Origin of the sequence: Stappia sp. TSB10GB4 (assembly GCF_900185745.1) — a bacterium.
In the GTDB taxonomy this organism is placed as follows: domain Bacteria; phylum Pseudomonadota; class Alphaproteobacteria; order Rhizobiales; family Stappiaceae; genus Stappia.
This window is the reverse complement of the sequence record NZ_FYAV01000037.1, coordinates 50,375-68,934: the sequence shown is the minus strand read 5'-3', so window position 1 is coordinate 68,934 and position 18,560 is coordinate 50,375. Positions and strand designations below refer to the sequence as shown.

Here is an 18,560-nt window from a genome sequence, read left to right as displayed (position 1 = left end):
GGGAACCTGCTCCGCTGGATCTCTCGGCAAGCACTCGTGGCAACCGTCGCTAGAATCGGCCCAATCGGGACCGTTGCAGGGAATGCGGCACCCTTATCACACAATGTTGCTAAATTACGACAGAGATGACCCGCCGGACCCGCCCAGCGATCGCCCTGATCGCCTCAGCGGTTGGAGCGGATCACCTGCACGTCGAGGTCCCGGATCTTCTTGCGCAGGGTGTTGCGATTGACGCCGAGCAGTTCCGCCGCCTTGATCTGGTTGCCACGGGTCGCGGCCAGGGCAGCGCCGATCAACGGATACTCCACCTCGCGCAGGATCCGGTGATAGAGCCCGGGGGGCGGCAGCGCGTCGCCGAAGGCCTGGAAATAGGTGTTGAGGTAGCGCTCGACCGACCCCGAAAGATCGACCTGGCTGTTCTCCTCCTCCTCGACGCTGGGCACGGGCTGGCTCAGTTCCTGGTCGATCAGCGCGGCGGAGATCACATCCTGCGGATAGAGCGCCGACAGGCGGCGAACGAGATTTTCGAGCTCGCGCACGTTGCCCGGCCAGCGATAGCGGCGCAGCCGGTCGATCGCCGCCGCCTCGATCTGCTTGGCCGGCAGCCCTTCCTTTTCCGCCAGCATGAAGAAATGCCGCACCAGGTCGGGAATGTCCTCGATGCGCTCGCGCAGCGGCGGCAGCCGGATCGGCACGACGTTCAGCCGATAGTACAGGTCCTCGCGAAAAAGCCCCTGATTGATGAGCTGGCGCAGATCCTTGTTGGTGGCCGCAACGATGCGCACGTCGGTGCGGATCGGCACGCGCCCGCCCACGGTGGTGTATTCGCCCTGCTGCAGCACACGCAGCAGCCGCGTCTGCGCCTCCATCGGCATGTCGCCGATCTCATCGAGGAACAGCGTGCCGCCGTCCGCCTGCTCGAAGCGACCGGCCGAGCGCTGCTGCGCCCCGGTGAACGCGCCCTTCTCATGGCCGAACAGTTCCGCCTCGATCAGGTCCCGCGGGATCGCCGCCATGTTGATCGCGACGAAAGGACCGTTGCGGCGCTTGCCATAGTCGTGCAGCGCGCGAGCGACCAGTTCCTTGCCCGTTCCGGACTCGCCGTTGATCATCACCGACAGGTCGGTCTGCATCAGCCTGGCAAGCACCCGGTAGATCTCCTGCATCGCCGGCGAGCGGCCGACGAGCGGGATGTTCTCACCCGCCTCCTCCGGCGGCTCGACCTTGACGCGGCGCGGCTCCGACAAGGCGCGCCCGACGATGCTGGTCAGCTCCTTCAGGTCGAAGGGCTTCGGCAGATATTCGTAGGCGCCCTTTTCGGAGGCCCGGATCGCCGTCATGAACGTGTTCTGCGCGCTCATCACGATGACCGGCAGGTCGGGGCGCAGCTTCTTAATGCGCGGCAGAACGTCGAAGGCGTTCTCGTCCGGCATCATCACGTCGGTGACGACGAGATCGCCGTCGCCGGAACTGACCCAGCGCCACAGGGTCGTCGCATTGGAGGTCAGCCGCACGGTGTAGCCGGCCCTCGACAGCGCCTGGTTCAGCACCGTACGGATTGCGGCATCGTCGTCGGCAACAAGGATTGTCCCGGTCGGCATGGTCAGTGTCCCAGATATCAGGTCTCATCCTGCGTCGCATAGGCGGGCATCAGGATGCGGAAAACGGTACGGCCCGGCTGGCTGTCACACTCGATGACACCGCCATGGTCGCCGATGATCTTGGCGACCAGGGCCAGCCCCAGGCCGGAGCCGTTGGCCTTGGTCGTCACGAACGGGTCGAAGAGATGCGGCAGCAGATCCTCGGGCACCCCGGGACCATTGTCGCGCACGCAGAATTCGAGCGGCAGGCTCACCCGCTCCCGCGAGCCGGGCACCGACAGGCGAATGCCGGGCCGGTAGGCGGTGGTCAGGGTGATCTCCCCGGTCGGCTCGCCCGCGAGCGCCTCGCTGGCATTCTTCACCAGGTTGAGGAACACCTGCACAAGCTGGTCGCGATTGGCCAGAACCAGCGGCAGCGACGGGTCGTATTCGACGTTGATCGGAATGTTGCGGGCAAAGCCGGAATTGGCGAGGCGCTGCACATGGTCGAGAACCACATGAATGTTGACCGGCTCGCGCTCGACCGGCCGCTCGTCGGAGAAGACCTCCATGCGGTCGACCAGCTTCACGATCCGGTCGGTCTCGTCCATGATCAGACGGGTCAGCGGCCGGTCGTCCTCGGCGGCGGAGGCTTCCAGCAGTTGCGCCGCGCCGCGAATGCCGGACAGCGGGTTCTTGATCTCGTGGGCCAGCATCGTGGCAAGGCCGGAGACGGTGCGCGCGGCCCCGCGCGAGGTAAGCTGGCGGTCGATCTTCTCCGCCATGCCGCGCTCCTGCAGCATCAGGACGACGGCGCCGGGGCGGTCGGCGACGGGAGCGGCGATGATGTCGACGATCTTTTCGGCCCCGATCCGGGGGGACCCGATGTCGACCTTGTATTCGTTGACCGGCGCGCCGCGCTCCCTCACCTGCGAGATCAGCATCAGCAGCGGGCTGCCGAACGGCACGAAGTGGGAGACCGGATGGCGGCGCAGCACCTGCGCGCTGGCGCGGAAGAAGCTCTCCGCCGCCATGTTCGCCTCGATGATGCGCCCTTGCGGATCGACCAGGATCAGCGGATGCGGCAGGGCATCAAGGATCTGACCGTTGGTGCCGGGGACGGAACCGGCTGCAGCGTCGCGTGCACCTCTCATGCGGCGGCCTCCAGGCTCGAGCCGGTCTGCGAAGCATCCGCGAAGCAGGCCCTCAGGCTGGCGGTCACGAATCCGGTATCCTCCGACGTCAGGATCTTCTGGCGCAGGGCACCCGGCACTTGCGGCGCTCCGGCATCCAGATACCAGGCGATATGCTTGCGGGCGAGCCGCAGCCCCTTCAGCGGGCCGTAAAGCTCGCGCATCATCTCGATATGCTCGCAGACCAGCTCGCCGAGTTCGGCACCGCTCGGCACCGCCGGCTGCGGTAGGCCGTCGAGCTCGGCAGCGATCGATCCCGGCAGCCATGGCCGGCCATAGGCTGCGCGTCCGACCATGACCGCGTCGGCGCCGGAACGACGCATCATGTCGCGGGCATCCTGCGCCGAGGCGCAGTCGCCATTGGCGACCAGAGGCACGGTGACGCGCTCGCGCACCGCGCGGATCGCATCCCAATCCGCCTCGCCCTTGTAGAACTGGCAGCGGGTGCGGCCGTGCACGGTGATCATGGCGACGCCCGCGGCCTCGGCGCGGGCGGCAAGCTCCGGCGCGTTCATCGACTCGTGGTCCCAGCCAAGGCGCATCTTCAACGTCACCGGCACGCTGACGGCACCGACGGTCGCCTCGACCAGCGTCAACGCATGATCCAGATCTCGCATCAGGGCTGAGCCGGAATAGCCGGAGGTGACCTTTTTGGCCGGGCATCCCATGTTGATATCGATGACATCGGCGCCCGCGGCCTCTGCGATACGCGCACCCTCCGCCATCCAGCGGGCTTCCCGACCGGCCAGTTGCACCACATGCGACGCGCCGGCGATTCCCTCGCTGCGCAGACGGGTTTCGGGATGCCCTTCGGCAAGCTGCTCGCACGCCACCATCTCGGAGACGACGAGGCCTGCGCCGAAGCGATGCGCCAGGCGCCGGAAAGCCACATCGGTCACGCCGGACATGGGAGCCAGAAAAACGCGGTTCGCGCTGTCCACCGTCCCGATCCTGATGCCGCGGCGGCCAGTGCCGCCTTCGCTCATGCTCATATGATGTGCACTTTCTGTTTTGCCTACAGAATAGACATTGTCAGTTTCACCGCAAGTGCGAAATTCGCCCGCCCGACATAAGCCTTGTGGACACGCGGCGAAACGGTCAAAACCGCCGCATCTGCATTGACCACCTGACATGCCCCGGACATGACGATGACCCCGACCGCTCCTTCCTCGCCTTGTTCCGCCGGCCAGGCAGCGATGCTGATCGTCGCCGCCGGCCGCGGGATCCGGGCGGGCGGAGGCATCCCGAAGCAATACCGGCGGATCGGCGGCACGTCCGTGCTGCGCCGCACCATCGAGGCCGCCCTTGCTTGCGACCGCCTGTCCAATATCACCGTCGTGATCGGCGAGGGTGACGACGCCCTTTATGCCGACAGCCTCAAGGGCCTCGACGACCCCCGGCTGACCGCGCCGGCACGGGGGGGCGACACGCGGCAGGCGACGGTGCTGAACGGTCTGCGCGCCCTGGCAGATCTGGCGCCGGATATTGTTCTCGTCCATGACGGCGCCCGCCCCTTCGTCTCGCGCGGGGTTATCAGTGCTTCCATCGACGCGATCGCGACCGGCAACCGGGCGGCCGTCGCCGCCATCCCGGTTTCCGACACGCTCAAGCGGGCAGATCCTGCGACTGGCGCCATTATGGAAACCGTCGACCGCAACGGACTTTTTGCCGCGCAGACGCCGCAGGCCTTCCGCTATAGCGACATCCTGGCGGCCCACGAACGCGCAGCGGCCGAGGGTCTTGCGTCCTTTACCGATGACGCGGCCGTCGCCGAATGGGCGGGCCTCGCCGTCGTCCTGACGCCAGGCGAGACGGGCAACATCAAGATCACGACGGCGGAGGATTTCCGCCGCTTCACCTCGGAACACGCCGTCAGGGAGCAGCGCATGGAGATGGAAACACGGGTCGCCACCGCCTATGACGTGCATGCGTTCGAGGCAGGCAGCGGCGTCATCCTCGGCGGCATCACCCTCCCGCACGACCGCGCGCTCAAGGGCCATTCCGACGCCGACGTGGTCCTGCACGCCCTCACCGACGCGGTGCTGGCAACCATCTGCGACGGCGATATCGGCCATCACTTTCCGCCGAGCGATCCGCAGTGGCGCGGCGCGGCATCCGATCAGTTCCTGGCCTATGCGGTGGCGCGGTTGCGGCAGCGCGGCGGCCGGATCTCGCATCTCGACGTAACCATCGTCTGCGAACGGCCGAAGATCGGGCCGCATCGCGAGGCGATGCGCGCGCGCATCGCCGGCATTTGCGGCACGCCGCTGCACCGGATATCGGTGAAGGCCACCACCTCGGAGCGGCTCGGCTTTACCGGTCGCGAGGAAGGCATTGCCGCCCTGGCGACAGCGACGGTCCTTCTGCCGGCCGTCGGCGATGACCTGGATGCGGAAGGAGGCTGCCCATGACCGATCTCGCCAGCCTCGAAGCTGCCGCGGCTCAGGTAATCCGCAAGGCGAGCGACGCCGGCCTGTTGCTGGCCACGGCGGAATCCTGCACCGGCGGTCTGATCGCCGGCGCCCTAACCGAGATCGCCGGTTCGTCGGCGGCGGTCGACCGGGGCTTCGTCACCTATTCCAACGAGGCGAAAACCGACATGCTGGGTGTGCCGGCAGAACTGATCACCCGCGTCGGCGCGGTCAGCCGCGACGTCGCCGTTGCCATGGCGGAAGGCGCCCTCGCCGCCTCGCGTGCCGACGTGGCCGTCGCGGTCACCGGCATTGCCGGTCCGGGCGGCGGCTCGGCGGACAAGCCGGTCGGTCTCGTGCACATGGCGCTGGCCGCCAGGGGACTGCCGACCCACCATGAGGAACTGCGCCTCGGCGAGGCCGGCCGCAGCCAGATCCGGCTCGCCACCGTCGAGCGGGCGCTGGCGGCCCTGGCCGAGACAATCGATAGAGTTTTATCGAAACGGGCAACCGGCCGATGACCAGTCGACCAGAGTCTTTCCCCGGTTAATTGTTTTTTCTAGGGAAAACGCCCAAAGTCCCGTGCAAACAGGGACATGGTACATGCGTAAGACCTGCCTCGCCGTCGCGATCCTCGTTGCCCTGCCATGCGGGGCGCTAGCCGGCGACTATCACATGATCTCGCGGCACCACGACGGCTCCTTCCGCGCCAGCCACAAGGTCTTCACCCGCACCGCCGAGAATCTCTATCCGATCTCGCTGTGCGGGCGTCCGTATTTTGCCCGCGCCGCCACGGTTGCCTGGATGAATTACGAGGCCGAGGAAGGTCGCGACGTTGGTCTGGAATTCAACCAGGGCAAGGGCTGGTATCGGATCTGCGAGAACCCGGACCAGCAGGTCAAGCTTGCCGACATCGGCGTGACCGGTTCGAATGTCGAGGTGATGCGTGCCAGTGAGGAAGCCGTGAACCGCCGCATGCGCTTCATCTTCATTCGCCAGATGTTCTCGGGCTACGGCAATTCCGGAACGCCGACCTCTTCCTATCACGCGCGCTGACGCGGGGCCGGGAAGCACGCCTCGCTAGAGCGATTTCCGATCAGGTGGACTCACCTGATCGATAAGAAATCGCTCCAGATTCAATACCTGGAGCATATTCTCGTCGTTCAGATCGGTTCGATCTGAACGACGAGAATATGCTCTAGCCGGCGCCATAGACGACGTCGGCTCGCGCTTCGAAGGCATCGGAAAACTTGCGGAAGGCCCGGTCGAACATCGCCGACATCAGCGCGCTCAGCGTGCGGCTCTTGAACTCGTAAGTGATGAAGAACCCCACCTCGCACTGGCCCTCACTGAGCGGCTTGAAGGTCCACTCGTTCTCCAGATGCCGGAACGGGCCATCGAGATATTCGACCAGGATGCGCTGCTCGCCCGGATTGAGCGTCACACGGCTGGTGAAGGTCTCGCGAAACAGCTTGTAGGCGACCGTCATGTCGGCAACCAGCACCTCGCGGCCGTCACCGAGGTCCTTGCGCCCCCTCACCTTCAGCTTCTCGCAAAGCGGCACGAACTCGGGATATTTCTCCACGTCGGCGACCAGCGCGAACATGTCGCTGCTGCTGTGCCCCACCTTGTGGACGGTCTGAAATGACGGCATCTCGGGCTGTCCTGAACCTGGCGATCAGGCGGAAGCGATCTGGCCCAGCCTGGCGGCGCGGGCGCGCTTCAGGTCGGCGAAATCCTCGCCCGCATGATGCGACGAACGGGTCAGCGGGCTGGCGGAAACCTTCAGGAAGCCCTTGGCATAGGCGATCTTCTCGAAGGCCTTGAACTCGTCCGGCGTCACGAAACGGGCAACCGCATGATGCTTGGAACTCGGCTGCAGGTACTGGCCGATGGTCAGGAAGTCGACATCGGCGGTGCGCAGGTCGTCCATGAGCTGCAGGACCTCGTTCCGCTCCTCGCCGAGGCCGACCATGATGCCCGACTTGGTGAACATGCCGGGGTCGATCTCCTTGACCTGCTGCAGCAGACGGATGGAGTGGAAATAGCGGGCGCCGGGGCGCACGGTCAGATACTTCGACGGCACCGTCTCCAGATTGTGGTTGAAGACGTCGGGCCGCGCGCGAACCACCGTCTCCAGGGCGCCGGGCTTGCGCAGGAAATCCGGCGTCAGCACCTCGATGGTGGTCGCGGGTGCCCGCTCCCGGATCGCCTGGATCACCTCGGCGAAGTGACCGGCGCCGCCATCGGCGAGGTCGTCGCGGTCGACCGACGTGATGACGACATGCTCAAGGCCCATGGTCGCCACGGCCTCGGCAACGCCGGTCGGCTCGTTCGGGTCGACCGGCCCCGGCATGCCGGTGCGCACATTGCAGAAGGCACAGGCGCGGGTGCAGGTGTCGCCGAGGATCATGAAGCTGGCATGCTTCTTCGACCAGCATTCGCCGATGTTCGGGCAGCCTGCTTCCTCGCAGACGGTCACCAGATTGTTGGAGCGCACCACCTGCTGCGTCTCCCGGTAGACCGGGGACGTCGGCGCCTTCACCCGGATCCAGGCGGGCTTGCGCTGGATCGGATTGTCCGGCCGGTGGGCCTTTTCCGGGTGGCGGGGCCGCTCGGCCTGCGCATTGCCCTTGGTGACCGTGTCGAGGAGTGTAACCATGGCCCCTAAGTGTCGCTGTTGGTGTGAAAGGTCAAGCGGTTCCGCGCCGGTCTGCTATTCCGTCGCAGCAGGTCTGATATAGCTCTTCAGCCGCGCCACGGCATCCTCGCCAAGCGGCTGGGATCGCCGGGTCTGCTCGTTCATCTGCACGACGACGCTGCGCGCCCGCGCCAGCACCCGCCCGTCCTGACAGATCACCTGCTCCAGCGTGAAGGAACTGCGCCCGACCGTCTCGACCGCCGTTCCGATCTCGACCACGCCGGGCCACAGGCCCTCGGCAAGAAAATCGAGCTCGAGCCGGGCGATCACGAAGGCAGCTCCCGGCTCGGCAAGGCCGCCGGCGACGCTGCTCAGAAGCTCGACCCGGCCGGTCTCGAGAAACGTCGAATAGACGGCGTTGTTGACATGCCCCTGCCGGTCCGTGTCGCCGTATCGCAGCTTGTCGGTCGCCCGCAGCGGGAACGCCGCGAGAGCAGGAAGGTCGCTCCCCCGCCGCTGTCCTTGCCCGCGGAGGTCGTCAGCCACGGATCTTCCGCCAGATGAAGAGCAGCAGGATCGCGCCGACCGTCGCAAGCAGGAGCTGGTCGATGAACCCGCCCGTCACGTTGAGATTCAGGATTTCCGCGAGCTTGCCGCCGACCAGCGCCCCGATCAGGCCGACGACGAGGCTGCCGAAGAAGCCGCCGCGGCTGTTGAGCACCCGGTGCGCGACCGCGCCCGCGATCAGACCGATAACGATCCAGAGGAAGATACCCATGATGTCTCCGCCGGCTGAGCGGCCGGGTCGCCCCGGCCGCCGGAACCGTTGTGAAGGATCAGGCGATCACCCGCGCGATCAGCACCACGACAATCGCGCCGATCGCCGCGACGATGACCTGGTTCACGAAGGCGTTGCCGACATTGATGTTGATGCCGGCAAGATTGAACAGGAAGCCGCCGACAAAGGCGCCGACCAGGCCCGTGATGAGATAGCGGACAAGCCCGCCGCCGCCGATCACCAGGCTGGCGAGCCAGCCGGCGATGAGACCGATGGCGCACCAGATGAGGATGTTCTTGACGTCCATGCCGAAAGTCCCCGTTTGCGTAAAGGTGCCCGAGAGCCCCGTTCAAGGGTAGACGTTTCGCAGGACAACTCAAAGCCCCGCTCGTCGACCTGCCTCAGGCGTTCAGCACCCGGCCGTAGGCGTCGAGCACGCTTTCCTTCATCATTTCCGACAGGGTCGGATGCGGGAAGATCGTGTGCATCAGCTCTTCCTCGGTGGTCTCCAGGTTCATGGCGACCACGAAGCCCTGGATCAGTTCGGTCACTTCCGCTCCGACCATATGCGCACCGATCAGCTCGCCGGTCTTCTTGTCGAAGATCGTCTTGATCATGCCCTGGTCCTCGCCGAGCGCGATCGCCTTGCCGTTGGCCGCGAAGCTGTAGCGTCCGACGCGGATATCCCGGCCCTGCTCCTTGGCCTTGGCCTCGGTCAGACCGACGGAGGCGACCTGTGGGTTGCAATAGGTGCAGCCCGGAATGCGGCCCTTCTCCATCGGATGGACGCCCGGCACGCCGGCGATCTTCTCGATGCAGATGACGCCCTCATGCTCGGCCTTGTGCGCCAGCATCGGCGGGCCGGCGACATCGCCGATGGCATAGACGCCCGGCACGTTGGTCCGGCCGTAGCCGTCGATGACGATGCAGCCGCGCTCGGTCTTGACGCCGAGCGCCTCAAGGCCGAGGCCCTCGATATTGCCCTGGACGCCGACGGCGGAGATCAGACGGTCGGCGGTGATCTTCTCCACCTTGCCGTCCTTGGTCTCCACATGCGCGGTGACCGAGTTCGCCCCCTTCTCGACCTTCGCCACCTTGGCCTCGGTGAGGATCTTCAACCCTCGCTTTTCAAGCTGCTTGCGGGCGAAGGCGGAGATCTCGGCGTCTTCCACCGGCATCACCTGCGGCATCACCTCGACGACAGTCACCTCGGCGCCCATCGAGCGATAGAAGGACGCGAACTCGATGCCGATGGCGCCCGATCCCATCACCACCAGCGACTTCGGCATGACGTCCGGCTTCATCGCCTCGAAATAGGTCCAGATCAGCTTGCCGTCCGGCTCGATGCCCGGCAGCGCGCGGGGACGCGCGCCGGTCGCGACGATGATGTGCTTGGCGGTGTAGGTGCCCTCGCCCTTGACGCCCTTCGGCACCGGGTTCTGCGGCTCGACCACCGGCTTCGTCGACTTGCCGACGCTGATCTCGCCGGGCTTGGTCAGCTTCGCCTCGCCCCAGATCACGTCGATCTTGTTCTTCTTCATCAGGAAGGCGACGCCGCCGTTGAGACGGGCCGAGACGCCGCGCGAGCGGGCGACCACGTCCTTGACGTCGGCGGTCATCTTGCCCTCGAGCGTGAGGCCGTAGCTCTTGGCGTGGTTGGCGTGATCGAGGATCTCCGCCGACCGGAGCAGCGCCTTGGTCGGAATGCAGCCCCAGTTGAGGCAGATGCCGCCAAGATGCTCGCGCTCGACGATCGCGGTCTTGAACCCGAGCTGCGCCGCGCGGATGGCCGTGACATAGCCTCCCGGACCCGAACCGATGATGATGACGTCGTAGGACGTGCCACTCATGAAATGTCCTCCAGATCGGACGGCGGGCGCGCCGCAAGGCTGCACCCGGCGGAAACGGAATTGATGGCGAGACGGCCGGCGCCGCAATGCGGCGCCGGCCGTCGGATCACACCAGCATGCTCATCGGGTTTTCGATGAACTGCCGGAACGCAGCCATCAGTTCCGCGCCGAGGGCGCCGTCGACCGCACGGTGGTCGGTCGACAGGGTCACCGACATGACGGTGGCGATCGCCAGCGCGCCGTTCTTGACCACCGCGCGCTGTTCGCCCGCGCCGACCGCGAGAATGGTCGCATGCGGCGGGTTGATCACGGCGGCGAAGTCCTTGATCCCGAACATGCCGAGATTGGAGACAGAGGTGGTGCCGCCCTGGTATTCCTGCGGCTGCAGCTTGCGGCTGCGGGCGCGGGCGGCCAGGTCCTTCATCTCGTTGGAGATCGCGGACAGGGTCTTCTCCTCGGCCCGCCGGATGATCGGCGTGATCAGGCCGCCCTCGATGGCCACCGCAACGCCGACATCGGCGTGCTTGTGGACCAGCATGCCGCCGTCGGTCCAGCTCGCATTGGCTGCCGGCACCGCCTTCAGCGCCAGCGCATGGGCCTTGATGACCATGTCGTTGACCGAGAGCTTGTAAGCCGGCTTGCCGTCCTTGTCCTTCGGCGCAGCACTGTTGAGCTGGGCGCGAAGGGCCAGCAGCGCGTCGAGTTCGCAATCCACCGTCAGGTAGAAATGCGGCACGGTCTGCTTGGACTCCGTCAGCCGCTTGGCGATGGTCTTGCGCATGTTGTCATGCGGCACGACCTCGTAGCTGCCCTCATCGAAGAGCTTGAGCACCTGCGCGTCCGCCATGCCGGACGGCGCGGCGGCCTTCGGCGCCGGTGCGGGAGCTGCGGCCGGTGCCGCGGCCGCCTTGGTGGCCTCGGCGGCCTTGCGGCCGGTGCCGGATTTCAACGCCTCGTCCACATCGCGCTTGACGATGCGGCCATGCGGACCGGAGCCGGAGATCGCGGCAAGGTCGAGACCATCCTGCGCGGCCAGCCGGCGGGCCAGCGGCGAGGCAAAGATGCGCTCGCCCTTGTCGCCGGCCGGCGCCGGCGGCGCCTTGGCGGGAGCCGCCGGCTCGGCAGCCGCCGGAGCGGACGGCTCCGACTTGGCCGGAGCCTCGGTTTTCGCCGAAGCTTCCGCCTTGGCAGGGGCAGCATCGGTCTTCGCGGCGCCGTCGAGCGAGGAGGCATCCTCCCCCTCTTCCAGCAGCAGCGCGATGACCTCGTTGACCTTCACGCCCTCGGTGCCTTCCGCGACGAGGATCTTGCCGACCTTGCCCTCGTCGACCGCCTCGACTTCCATGGTCGCCTTGTCGGTCTCGATTTCCGCGATGACATCGCCGGAGGAGACAGTGTCACCCTCCTTGACCAGCCATCTGGCGAGATTGCCCTCTTCCATCGTCGGCGAGAGGGCCGGCATCAAAATCTTGATTGGCATCGTCTCTTCCCCGCCTCAGGCCGTGTAGGTGACGGCTTTGACCGCGTCGATGACTTCCTTCACCGTCGGCAGCGCCAGCTTCTCGAGATTGGCCGCATAGGGCATCGGCACATCCTTGCCGGTGACCCGCAGGATCGGCGCGTCGAGCCAGTCGAACGCCTTCTCCTGGACCTGATAGCCTATCTCCGAGGAGACCGAGCACATCGGGTAGGCTTCCTCGACCGTGACCAGGCGCCCGGTCTTCTTGACCGAGGCAATGACCGTGTCGATGTCGAGCGGACGGATCGAGCGCAGGTTGACCACCTCGGCGGAGATGCCGGCAGCCGCCAGTTCCTCGACCGCCTTCATCACATAGGTCATGCCGATACCCCAGGAGACGATGGTGACATCGCTGCCCTTGCGCTCGACCTTGGCCTTGCCGATCGGCAGGACGAAGTCCTCGACATCCGGGATCTCGAAGGTCTGGCCGTAGAGGATCTCGTTCTCGAGGAAGACGACCGGGTTCGGGTCGCGGATCGCGGCCTTGAGCAGGCCCTTGGCATCGGCCGCCGACCACGGCTGCACCACCTTGAGGCCCGGAACATGCGCATACCAGGCCGCATAGTCCTGGCTGTGCTGCGCGGCGACGCGGGCCGCCGCACCATTGGCGCCGCGGAACACGATCGGCGCGCCCATCTGGCCGCCGGACATGTAGAGCGTCTTGGCGGCGGAGTTGATGATCTGGTCGATCGCCTGCATGGCGAAGTTGAAGGTCATGAACTCGACGATCGGCTTGAGGCCGGCCATCGCCGCGCCGACGCCAAGGCCGGTGAAGCCGTGCTCGGTGATCGGCGTGTCGATGACGCGCCTGGCCCCGAACTCCTCGAGCAGGCCTTGCGAGATCTTGTAGGCGCCCTGATATTCGGCGACTTCCTCGCCCATCAGGAAGACGTCGCCGTCGCGGCGCATCTCTTCCGCCATCGCATCGCGCAGCGCTTCGCGGACGGTGGTCTTCACCATCGGCGTGCCCTCCGGTACGTCCGGATCGCTGACGTCGTCAGGGGCCGGCGCGACAGGCGCTGCGGCAACCGGCGCCGGCTTTTCGGCCGGCGCCTCGGACGCCTGCGGCGCAGGCGCAGCCGCTGCCTTCGGCGCGGCGTCGAGGGCCGACGCGTCCTCGCCCTCGCCGAGCAGCACGGCGATCGGCGTGTTCACCTTGACGTTCTCGGTGCCTTCGGCAACGAGGATCTTGCCGAGCACGCCCTCGTCGACCGCCTCGACCTCCATGGTCGCCTTGTCGGTCTCGATCTCGGCGATGACATCGCCGGCGGCGACGCTATCGCCTTCCTTCTTCACCCACTTGGCCAGGGTGCCCTCTTCCATCGTCGGGGAGAGGGCCGGCATCAGAATCTCAATCGGCATCGTACGCTCCCGCGCTCAAAGAAGAATGTCGGTGTAGAGCTCGGAAACGTCCGGCTCCGGATCCGTCTGCGCGAACTCGGCGGACTCCGCCACGATCTCGCGCACCTCCTTGTCGATGGCCTTGAGGTCGTCCTCGCTCGCCCATCCGTTGTCCAGCAGACGCTTGCGGACCTGCTCGATCGGATCGTGCTCGGTGCGCATCTTCTGGACCTCCTCCTTCGACCGGTACTTGGCCGGGTCGGACATGGAGTGGCCGCGATAGCGATAGGTGATCATTTCCAGAATGTACGGCCCCTTGCCGGAGCGGCAGTGCTCCAGCGCCTTCTCGCTGGCCGCCATGACAGCGCGCACGTCCATGCCGTCGACCTGCTCGCCGGGAATGCCGAACGAGGCGCCGCGCTGCGAGAGATCCGTCGTCGCGGAGGCGCGTTCGACGCTGGTGCCCATGCCGTACTTGTTGTTCTCGATGACATAGACCACGGGCAGCTTCCAGAGCTGCGCCATGTTGAAGCTCTCGTAGACCTGGCCCTGGTTGGAGGCACCGTCGCCGAAGAAGGTCATCGCGACCGCCCCGTTCTCCCGGTAGCGGTTGGCAAAGCCGAGACCCGTGCCGAGCGAGACCTGGGCACCGACGATGCCGTGGCCGCCATAGAACTGCTTTTCCTTGGAGAACATGTGCATGGAGCCGCCCTTCCCCTTGGAATAGCCGCCCCGGCGCCCGGTCAGCTCGGCCATGACGCCCTTCGGGTCCATGTCCATGGCGAGCATGTGGCCGTGGTCGCGATAGCCGGTGATCATCTGGTCGCCGTCCTTCGACGCCATGCGCATGCCGACGACGACCGCTTCCTGGCCGATATAGAGGTGACAGAAGCCGCCGATCAGACCCATGCCATAGAGCTGGCCGGCCTTTTCCTCGAAGCGGCGAATGAGCAGCATCTGCCGATAGGCGTGCAGCTCCTGCTCTTTCGTGAAGTCAACGATCGCGGGCGACGATTTGGCCGCCCCTCCCTTCGACCGGGCAGCGCTCTTCGAGCGTACACCGGCAGCCTTGCCAGACGTTCCAGCCATATCCCTCGTCTCGGTTTTGCGTCCCTTGTGGGACGGCGTTTCCCCTTCAACAATCTAGCGGAAGGTACCCGAGGGGAAAAGTCAATGAAAGCCGGAAGATGGAGACTATCGAATTGATTTAAATATCTGAAAATAAAAGGATTTAGATTATTTAACTGAATTTCGGATAAATTTCCGATATGAACCTGAAACAGGTTACTCTGCCGAGGCGCGGCTCGGTCGCAGGATCGCCAGCTCCTGCGGATGCACCAGGTTGAGGCTGGCACGCGCGCGCTCGTCGACCATGTCCGGATCGAGGCTTTCAGGCCGCAACAGCATCACCCGCCGCAGCAACTCCTCCCGCTCCGCGCGCACCACGGCGAGCTCCTTTTCGAGTTCGGCATAGCGGTGCTCGATCTTGGCCTTGCCGACGAGGCCGAGTTCGCCGTTCAGAGCATGAAAGGCGAAGTAGGCGACAAGCCCGACAGCGATCGCCGGCACGGTGAAGCGCTGGCGGAGCGTGCGGCGGCGATGGCGAGTGGAATTGAACGACACGGAAGCGACCCGACTCGATACCAACAGTTCGATGGGATCACTATCGGCCAACAGCCTTAATGGATGGTTGCCGCCTGACCACAGGATCAGGCGGCGGCGCTCTCCGCTTCCGCCAGCCGCACCAGCTTGAGCAGGACCGCGGCACAGCCCTTGAGCCGCTGCTCGGCGCTGTCCCAGTCGCGCGTCAGGACAACCTTCTGGTCGGGCCGGATCTTCGCCAGAACGCCCTGCTCGGCAATGTAGGAGACCAGGCCGGCCGGATTGGCGAAGGAGCTGTTGCGGAAGGCGATGACGACGCCCTTCGGGCCGGCATCGATCTTCTCCACATTGGCGCGGCGGCACAGCGCCTTGATGAAGACGATCTTCAGCAGGTGCTCCACCTCCTCCGGCAAGGAGCCGAACCGGTCGATCAACTCGGCGCCGAACGCGTCGATCTCCTCCGGCGTGGAGAGATCCGCCAGCCGGCGATAGAGCGACAGGCGCAGCGGCAGGTCGGCGACATAGTCCTCCGGAATGAGCACCGGCGTGCCGACCTGGATCTGCGGCGACCAGGTGTCCTCCGTCTCGGCCTCATCGCCGGTGCGCAACTGCGCCACCGCCTCCTCCAGCATCTGCTGGTAGAGCTCGAAGCCGACTTCCTTGATGTGGCCCGACTGCTCCTCGCCGAGCAGGTTACCGGCGCCGCGAATGTCGAGATCGTGGCTGGCAAGCTGGAACCCGGCGCCCAGGCTGTCGAGCGACTGCAGCACCTTGAGCCGCCGGTCGGCGGTCGTCGTCAGCGTCTTGTTGGCCGGCACCGTGAACAGCGCATAGGCCCGCGTCTTGGAACGGCCGACCCGGCCGCGCAACTGATAGAGCTGGGCGAGGCCGAACATGTCGGCGCGGTGAACGATCAGCGTGTTTGCGGTCGGGATGTCGAGGCCGGACTCGACGATGGTCGTCGACAGCAGCACGTCGTATTTGCCCTCGTAGAAGGCATTCATCACGTCCTCGAGTTCGCTCGGCGCCATCTGGCCATGCGCCACCGCGATCTTCACCTCCGGCACACTCTCCTCGAGGAAGGACTTCTGCTCGGCAAGGTCCGACACGCGCGGACAGACATAGAAGCTCTGTCCGCCGCGATAGCGCTCGCGCAGCAGCGCCTCGCGCACCACGACCGGATCGAAGGGCGAAATGAAGGTCCTGACCGCCAGCCGGTCGACGGGCGGCGTCGCGATCAGCGACAATTCGCGCACGCCGGTCAGCGCAAGTTGCAGCGTGCGCGGGATCGGCGTCGCCGACAGCGTCAGCACATGCACCTCGGACTTCAGCTCCTTGAGCTTCTCCTTGTGCTTGACGCCGAAATGCTGCTCCTCATCGATGATCAGCAGGCCGAGATCGCGGAACGTGACGCCCTTGCCGAGCAAGGCGTGCGTGCCGACGACGATGTCGACGGAGCCGTCGGCCAGCCCCTTCTTGGTGGCGGAAAGGTCCTTCGCCGGCACCAGCCGCGAGGCATGGGCGACATTGATCGGCAGCCCCTGGAACCGCTCGGAGAACGTCTTGAAGTGCTGGCGGGCGAGCAGCGTCGTTGGCACCACCAGGGCGACCTGGCGGCCGGTCATCGCGGCGATGAAGGCCGCCCGCAAGGCCACCTCGGTCTTGCCGAAGCCGACATCGCCGCAGACCAGCCGGTCCATCGGCCGGCCCGACGCGAGATCCTCGAAAACCGCGTCGATGGCGTTGAGCTGGTCCTCGGTCTCGTCATAGGGAAAGCGCGTCGCGAACTCGTCATAGACACCTTCCGGCGGCATGATCGGCGGCGCGGTGCGCAGGGCCCGGGCGGCCGCGGTCTTGATCAACCCGTCGGCGATCTCCAGGATCCGCCGCTTCATCCGGGCCTTGCGGGCCTGCCAGGCGCCGCCGCCCAGCTTGTCGAGCTGCGCCTCCATGTCTTCCGAGCCGTAGCGGGTCAGCAGCTCGATGTTCTCGACCGGCAGGAACAGCTTGTCGCCGCCGGCATATTGCAGCTCCAGGCAGTCATGCGGAGCGCCCGCCGCCTCGATGGTCCGCAACCCGATGAAGCGGCCGATGCCGTGATCGACATGGACCACAAGGTCGTTCTGCGCGAGGCTTGCCGCCTCGGTCAGAACGTTGGCGCCGGAGGCCTTGCGCCGGCGCTGGCGCACCAAGCGGTCGCCGAGAATGTCCTGTTCGCAGATGACCGTGAGGCCGTCGATCTCGAAGCCCTGTTCGATGCCGAGCACCGCAAGCGCCGCCATGCCCTTCGGCAGGGCCAGCGCGTCGCGGTCCGCCGCCACCGGCGCGGCCCGGTCGAGGCCATGGTCGGCAAGCACATGCGACAGGCGTTCGCGCGAGCCCTCGCTCCAGCAGGCGATGACGATGCGGTCGCCGGCCTTGCGCCGGGCCGCCGCATGCGTCGCCAGCGCATCGAAGACATTGACGTCGCCGGCGGAGCGCTCCGCCGCGAAACTGCGTCCCTGACGGCCGCCCAGCGCCACCACCTGCTGTCCGGTACCCGGCGGCACATCGAAGGGCGACAGGCGCAGGCTCGCTCCGTCGGCAAGGGACGTCGTCCATTCCTCGCCCGTCAGATAGAGCGCGTCCGGGGCCAGCGGCTTGTAGGGAACGGCGCCGGACCCGGACGCCTTCCCCAGTGCTTCCATACGGGCTTGGTGATGCTCGGCGATCTGCTCCTGCCGTTCGCGCAGCACGTCGTCGATCGAGGCCGACAGCACGAAGGGCACGCCGGGACAATAGTCGAAGAGGGTCGCGAGCCGCTCGTGGAACAACGGCAGCCAGTGCTCCATGCCGGCGTAGCGCCGGCCCTCGCTGATCGACTGATAGAGAATGTCATCGCGGTCGGCCGCGCCGAAACGGGCGACATAGCCCTTGCGGAAGCGGGAGACGGCCTCCTCCGTCAGCACCACCTCGCTCATCGCGACGAGATCGAGATGCTTGATCTGCCGTGTCGTGCGCTGGGTTTCGGTGTCGAAGGTGCGCAGCGATTCCAGCGTGTCGCCGAAGAAGTCGAGCCGCACGGGCGCGGCCATGCCGGGGGCGAAGACATCGATGATGCCGCCGCGCACGGCATATTCGCCGGTATCCTGCACGGTGGAGGAGCGCACGAAGCCGTTGGTCTCAAGCCAGGAGATCAGTCCGCCGAGATCGACCCGGTTTCCCGGACGCGCGCTCCAGCTCTGGCTGCGGGCAAAGTCCGGCACCGGCAGCCGTTGCAGGGCGGCGTTGGCCGTGGTCAGCAGGACCGTCGGGCGCTCGAACGCCCCTCCGGCGCCGGCGAGCCGGCTGAGCGTGGTCAGGCGCCGGGCGACCAGCGCGGATGTTGGTGAGACGCGGTCGTAGGGAAGGCAATCCCAGGCCGGCAGGTCGAGCACGTCGCAGTCGGGCGCGAAATAGGCCAGCGCGTCCTGCACGCTGCGGGCATGGCTGGCATCTCGTGCTACGAAGACGCAAGAAACGCCCGCACCGGCCTCCTGAAGCAGTCTGGCCAGCACATAGGCTTCGGCGCCGTCCGGCACGCCGGTGACGACGGCATTGCCTGCCTTGAGGGAGAGTTTGTCGACCACGATTCGATTCCCGGCCCGGCCAGCCACGCCCATGCGG

The 18,560-nt window shown here is 66.2% G+C and carries 17 protein-coding genes; 3 read left to right on the top strand and 14 right to left on the bottom strand.

Annotation, left to right across the window (positions count from 1 at the left end):
* Positions 1 to 164 precede the first annotated feature (164 nt).
* From ntrC to dusB, 3 genes are read right to left on the bottom strand one after another with little or no spacing between them, the layout of a single operon-like run.
* The gene (ntrC, locus tag TSB10GB4_RS07290) at positions 165 to 1,601 is read right to left on the bottom strand and encodes a nitrogen regulation protein NR(I) (RefSeq protein WP_186395181.1); all 1,437 of its coding nucleotides are present in this window, start codon (positions 1,599 to 1,601) and stop codon (positions 165 to 167) included.
* A gap of 17 nt (positions 1,602 to 1,618) precedes the next feature.
* Positions 1,619 to 2,734: a nitrogen regulation protein NR(II) gene (locus TSB10GB4_RS07285; RefSeq protein ID WP_186395180.1), complete on the bottom strand. Its 1,116-nt coding sequence runs from the start codon at positions 2,732 to 2,734 to the stop codon at positions 1,619 to 1,621.
* Positions 2,731 to 3,765, bottom strand: coding sequence for a tRNA dihydrouridine synthase DusB (gene dusB / locus TSB10GB4_RS07280; RefSeq protein WP_186395179.1), 1,035 nt, complete (start codon positions 3,763 to 3,765; stop codon positions 2,731 to 2,733). The genes TSB10GB4_RS07285 and dusB overlap by 4 nt, the downstream gene beginning before the upstream one ends.
* 156 nt (positions 3,766 to 3,921) lie before the next feature.
* Between dusB and TSB10GB4_RS07275 the strand changes: the two genes are divergently transcribed.
* The 3 genes from TSB10GB4_RS07275 (at position 3,922) to TSB10GB4_RS07265 (ending at position 6,240) form a co-directional block, all read left to right on the top strand.
* Complete coding sequence (locus TSB10GB4_RS07275) at positions 3,922 to 5,184, top strand: bifunctional 2-C-methyl-D-erythritol 4-phosphate cytidylyltransferase/2-C-methyl-D-erythritol 2,4-cyclodiphosphate synthase (RefSeq protein WP_244570842.1); 1,263 nt, start codon at positions 3,922 to 3,924, stop codon at positions 5,182 to 5,184.
* The gene (locus TSB10GB4_RS07270; RefSeq protein ID WP_186395178.1) at positions 5,181 to 5,705 is read left to right on the top strand and encodes a CinA family protein; all 525 of its coding nucleotides are present in this window, start codon (positions 5,181 to 5,183) and stop codon (positions 5,703 to 5,705) included. Before TSB10GB4_RS07275 ends, TSB10GB4_RS07270 begins: the two co-directional genes overlap by 4 nt.
* An 82-nt stretch (positions 5,706 to 5,787) precedes the next feature.
* Positions 5,788 to 6,240, top strand: coding sequence for a hypothetical protein (locus TSB10GB4_RS07265; protein ID WP_186388011.1), 453 nt, complete (start codon positions 5,788 to 5,790; stop codon positions 6,238 to 6,240).
* 142 nt (positions 6,241 to 6,382) lie between these two features.
* Here TSB10GB4_RS07265 and TSB10GB4_RS07260 read toward each other — a convergent pair whose 3' ends face one another.
* From TSB10GB4_RS07260 to mfd, 11 genes are all read right to left on the bottom strand, one after another.
* On the bottom strand, positions 6,383 to 6,838 hold the full coding sequence (locus TSB10GB4_RS07260; RefSeq protein WP_186388010.1) for a type II toxin-antitoxin system RatA family toxin: 456 nt from the start codon (positions 6,836 to 6,838) through the stop codon (positions 6,383 to 6,385).
* Positions 6,839 to 6,862: 24 nt separating this feature from the next.
* The gene (gene lipA / locus TSB10GB4_RS07255; RefSeq protein ID WP_186388009.1) at positions 6,863 to 7,846 is read right to left on the bottom strand and encodes a lipoyl synthase; all 984 of its coding nucleotides are present in this window, start codon (positions 7,844 to 7,846) and stop codon (positions 6,863 to 6,865) included.
* A 54-nt stretch (positions 7,847 to 7,900) separates the two neighbouring features.
* Positions 7,901 to 8,371, bottom strand: a complete 471-nt coding sequence (locus TSB10GB4_RS07250; RefSeq protein ID WP_186395177.1) for a thioesterase family protein — start codon at positions 8,369 to 8,371, stop codon at positions 7,901 to 7,903.
* Positions 8,364 to 8,603 carry a GlsB/YeaQ/YmgE family stress response membrane protein gene (locus TSB10GB4_RS07245; protein ID WP_186395176.1) on the bottom strand — a complete coding sequence of 80 codons (240 nt, stop codon included), beginning with the start codon at positions 8,601 to 8,603 and terminating at the stop codon, positions 8,364 to 8,366. The genes TSB10GB4_RS07250 and TSB10GB4_RS07245 overlap by 8 nt, the downstream gene beginning before the upstream one ends.
* A 58-nt stretch (positions 8,604 to 8,661) precedes the next feature.
* Positions 8,662 to 8,910, bottom strand: a complete 249-nt coding sequence (locus tag TSB10GB4_RS07240) for a GlsB/YeaQ/YmgE family stress response membrane protein (RefSeq protein WP_186388006.1) — start codon at positions 8,908 to 8,910, stop codon at positions 8,662 to 8,664.
* A gap of 94 nt (positions 8,911 to 9,004) precedes the next feature.
* Positions 9,005 to 10,453, bottom strand: coding sequence for a dihydrolipoyl dehydrogenase (lpdA, locus tag TSB10GB4_RS07235; protein ID WP_186395175.1), 1,449 nt, complete (start codon positions 10,451 to 10,453; stop codon positions 9,005 to 9,007).
* Positions 10,454 to 10,559: 106 nt separating this feature from the next.
* Positions 10,560 to 11,933, bottom strand: a complete 1,374-nt coding sequence (locus TSB10GB4_RS07230; protein WP_186395174.1) for a pyruvate dehydrogenase complex dihydrolipoamide acetyltransferase — start codon at positions 11,931 to 11,933, stop codon at positions 10,560 to 10,562.
* A gap of 15 nt (positions 11,934 to 11,948) precedes the next feature.
* Positions 11,949 to 13,334, bottom strand: a complete 1,386-nt coding sequence (locus TSB10GB4_RS07225; RefSeq protein ID WP_186388003.1) for a pyruvate dehydrogenase complex E1 component subunit beta — start codon at positions 13,332 to 13,334, stop codon at positions 11,949 to 11,951.
* Between the two features lie 15 nt (positions 13,335 to 13,349).
* Positions 13,350 to 14,402 carry a pyruvate dehydrogenase (acetyl-transferring) E1 component subunit alpha gene (gene pdhA / locus TSB10GB4_RS07220; protein ID WP_186388002.1) on the bottom strand — a complete coding sequence of 351 codons (1,053 nt, stop codon included), beginning with the start codon at positions 14,400 to 14,402 and terminating at the stop codon, positions 13,350 to 13,352.
* Between the two features lie 195 nt (positions 14,403 to 14,597).
* Complete coding sequence (locus TSB10GB4_RS07215; RefSeq protein WP_244293078.1) at positions 14,598 to 14,936, bottom strand: septum formation initiator family protein; 339 nt, start codon at positions 14,934 to 14,936, stop codon at positions 14,598 to 14,600.
* A gap of 86 nt (positions 14,937 to 15,022) precedes the next feature.
* Complete coding sequence (mfd, locus tag TSB10GB4_RS07210) at positions 15,023 to 18,556, bottom strand: transcription-repair coupling factor (RefSeq protein ID WP_186395173.1); 3,534 nt, start codon at positions 18,554 to 18,556, stop codon at positions 15,023 to 15,025.
* Positions 18,557 to 18,560 lie beyond the last annotated feature (4 nt).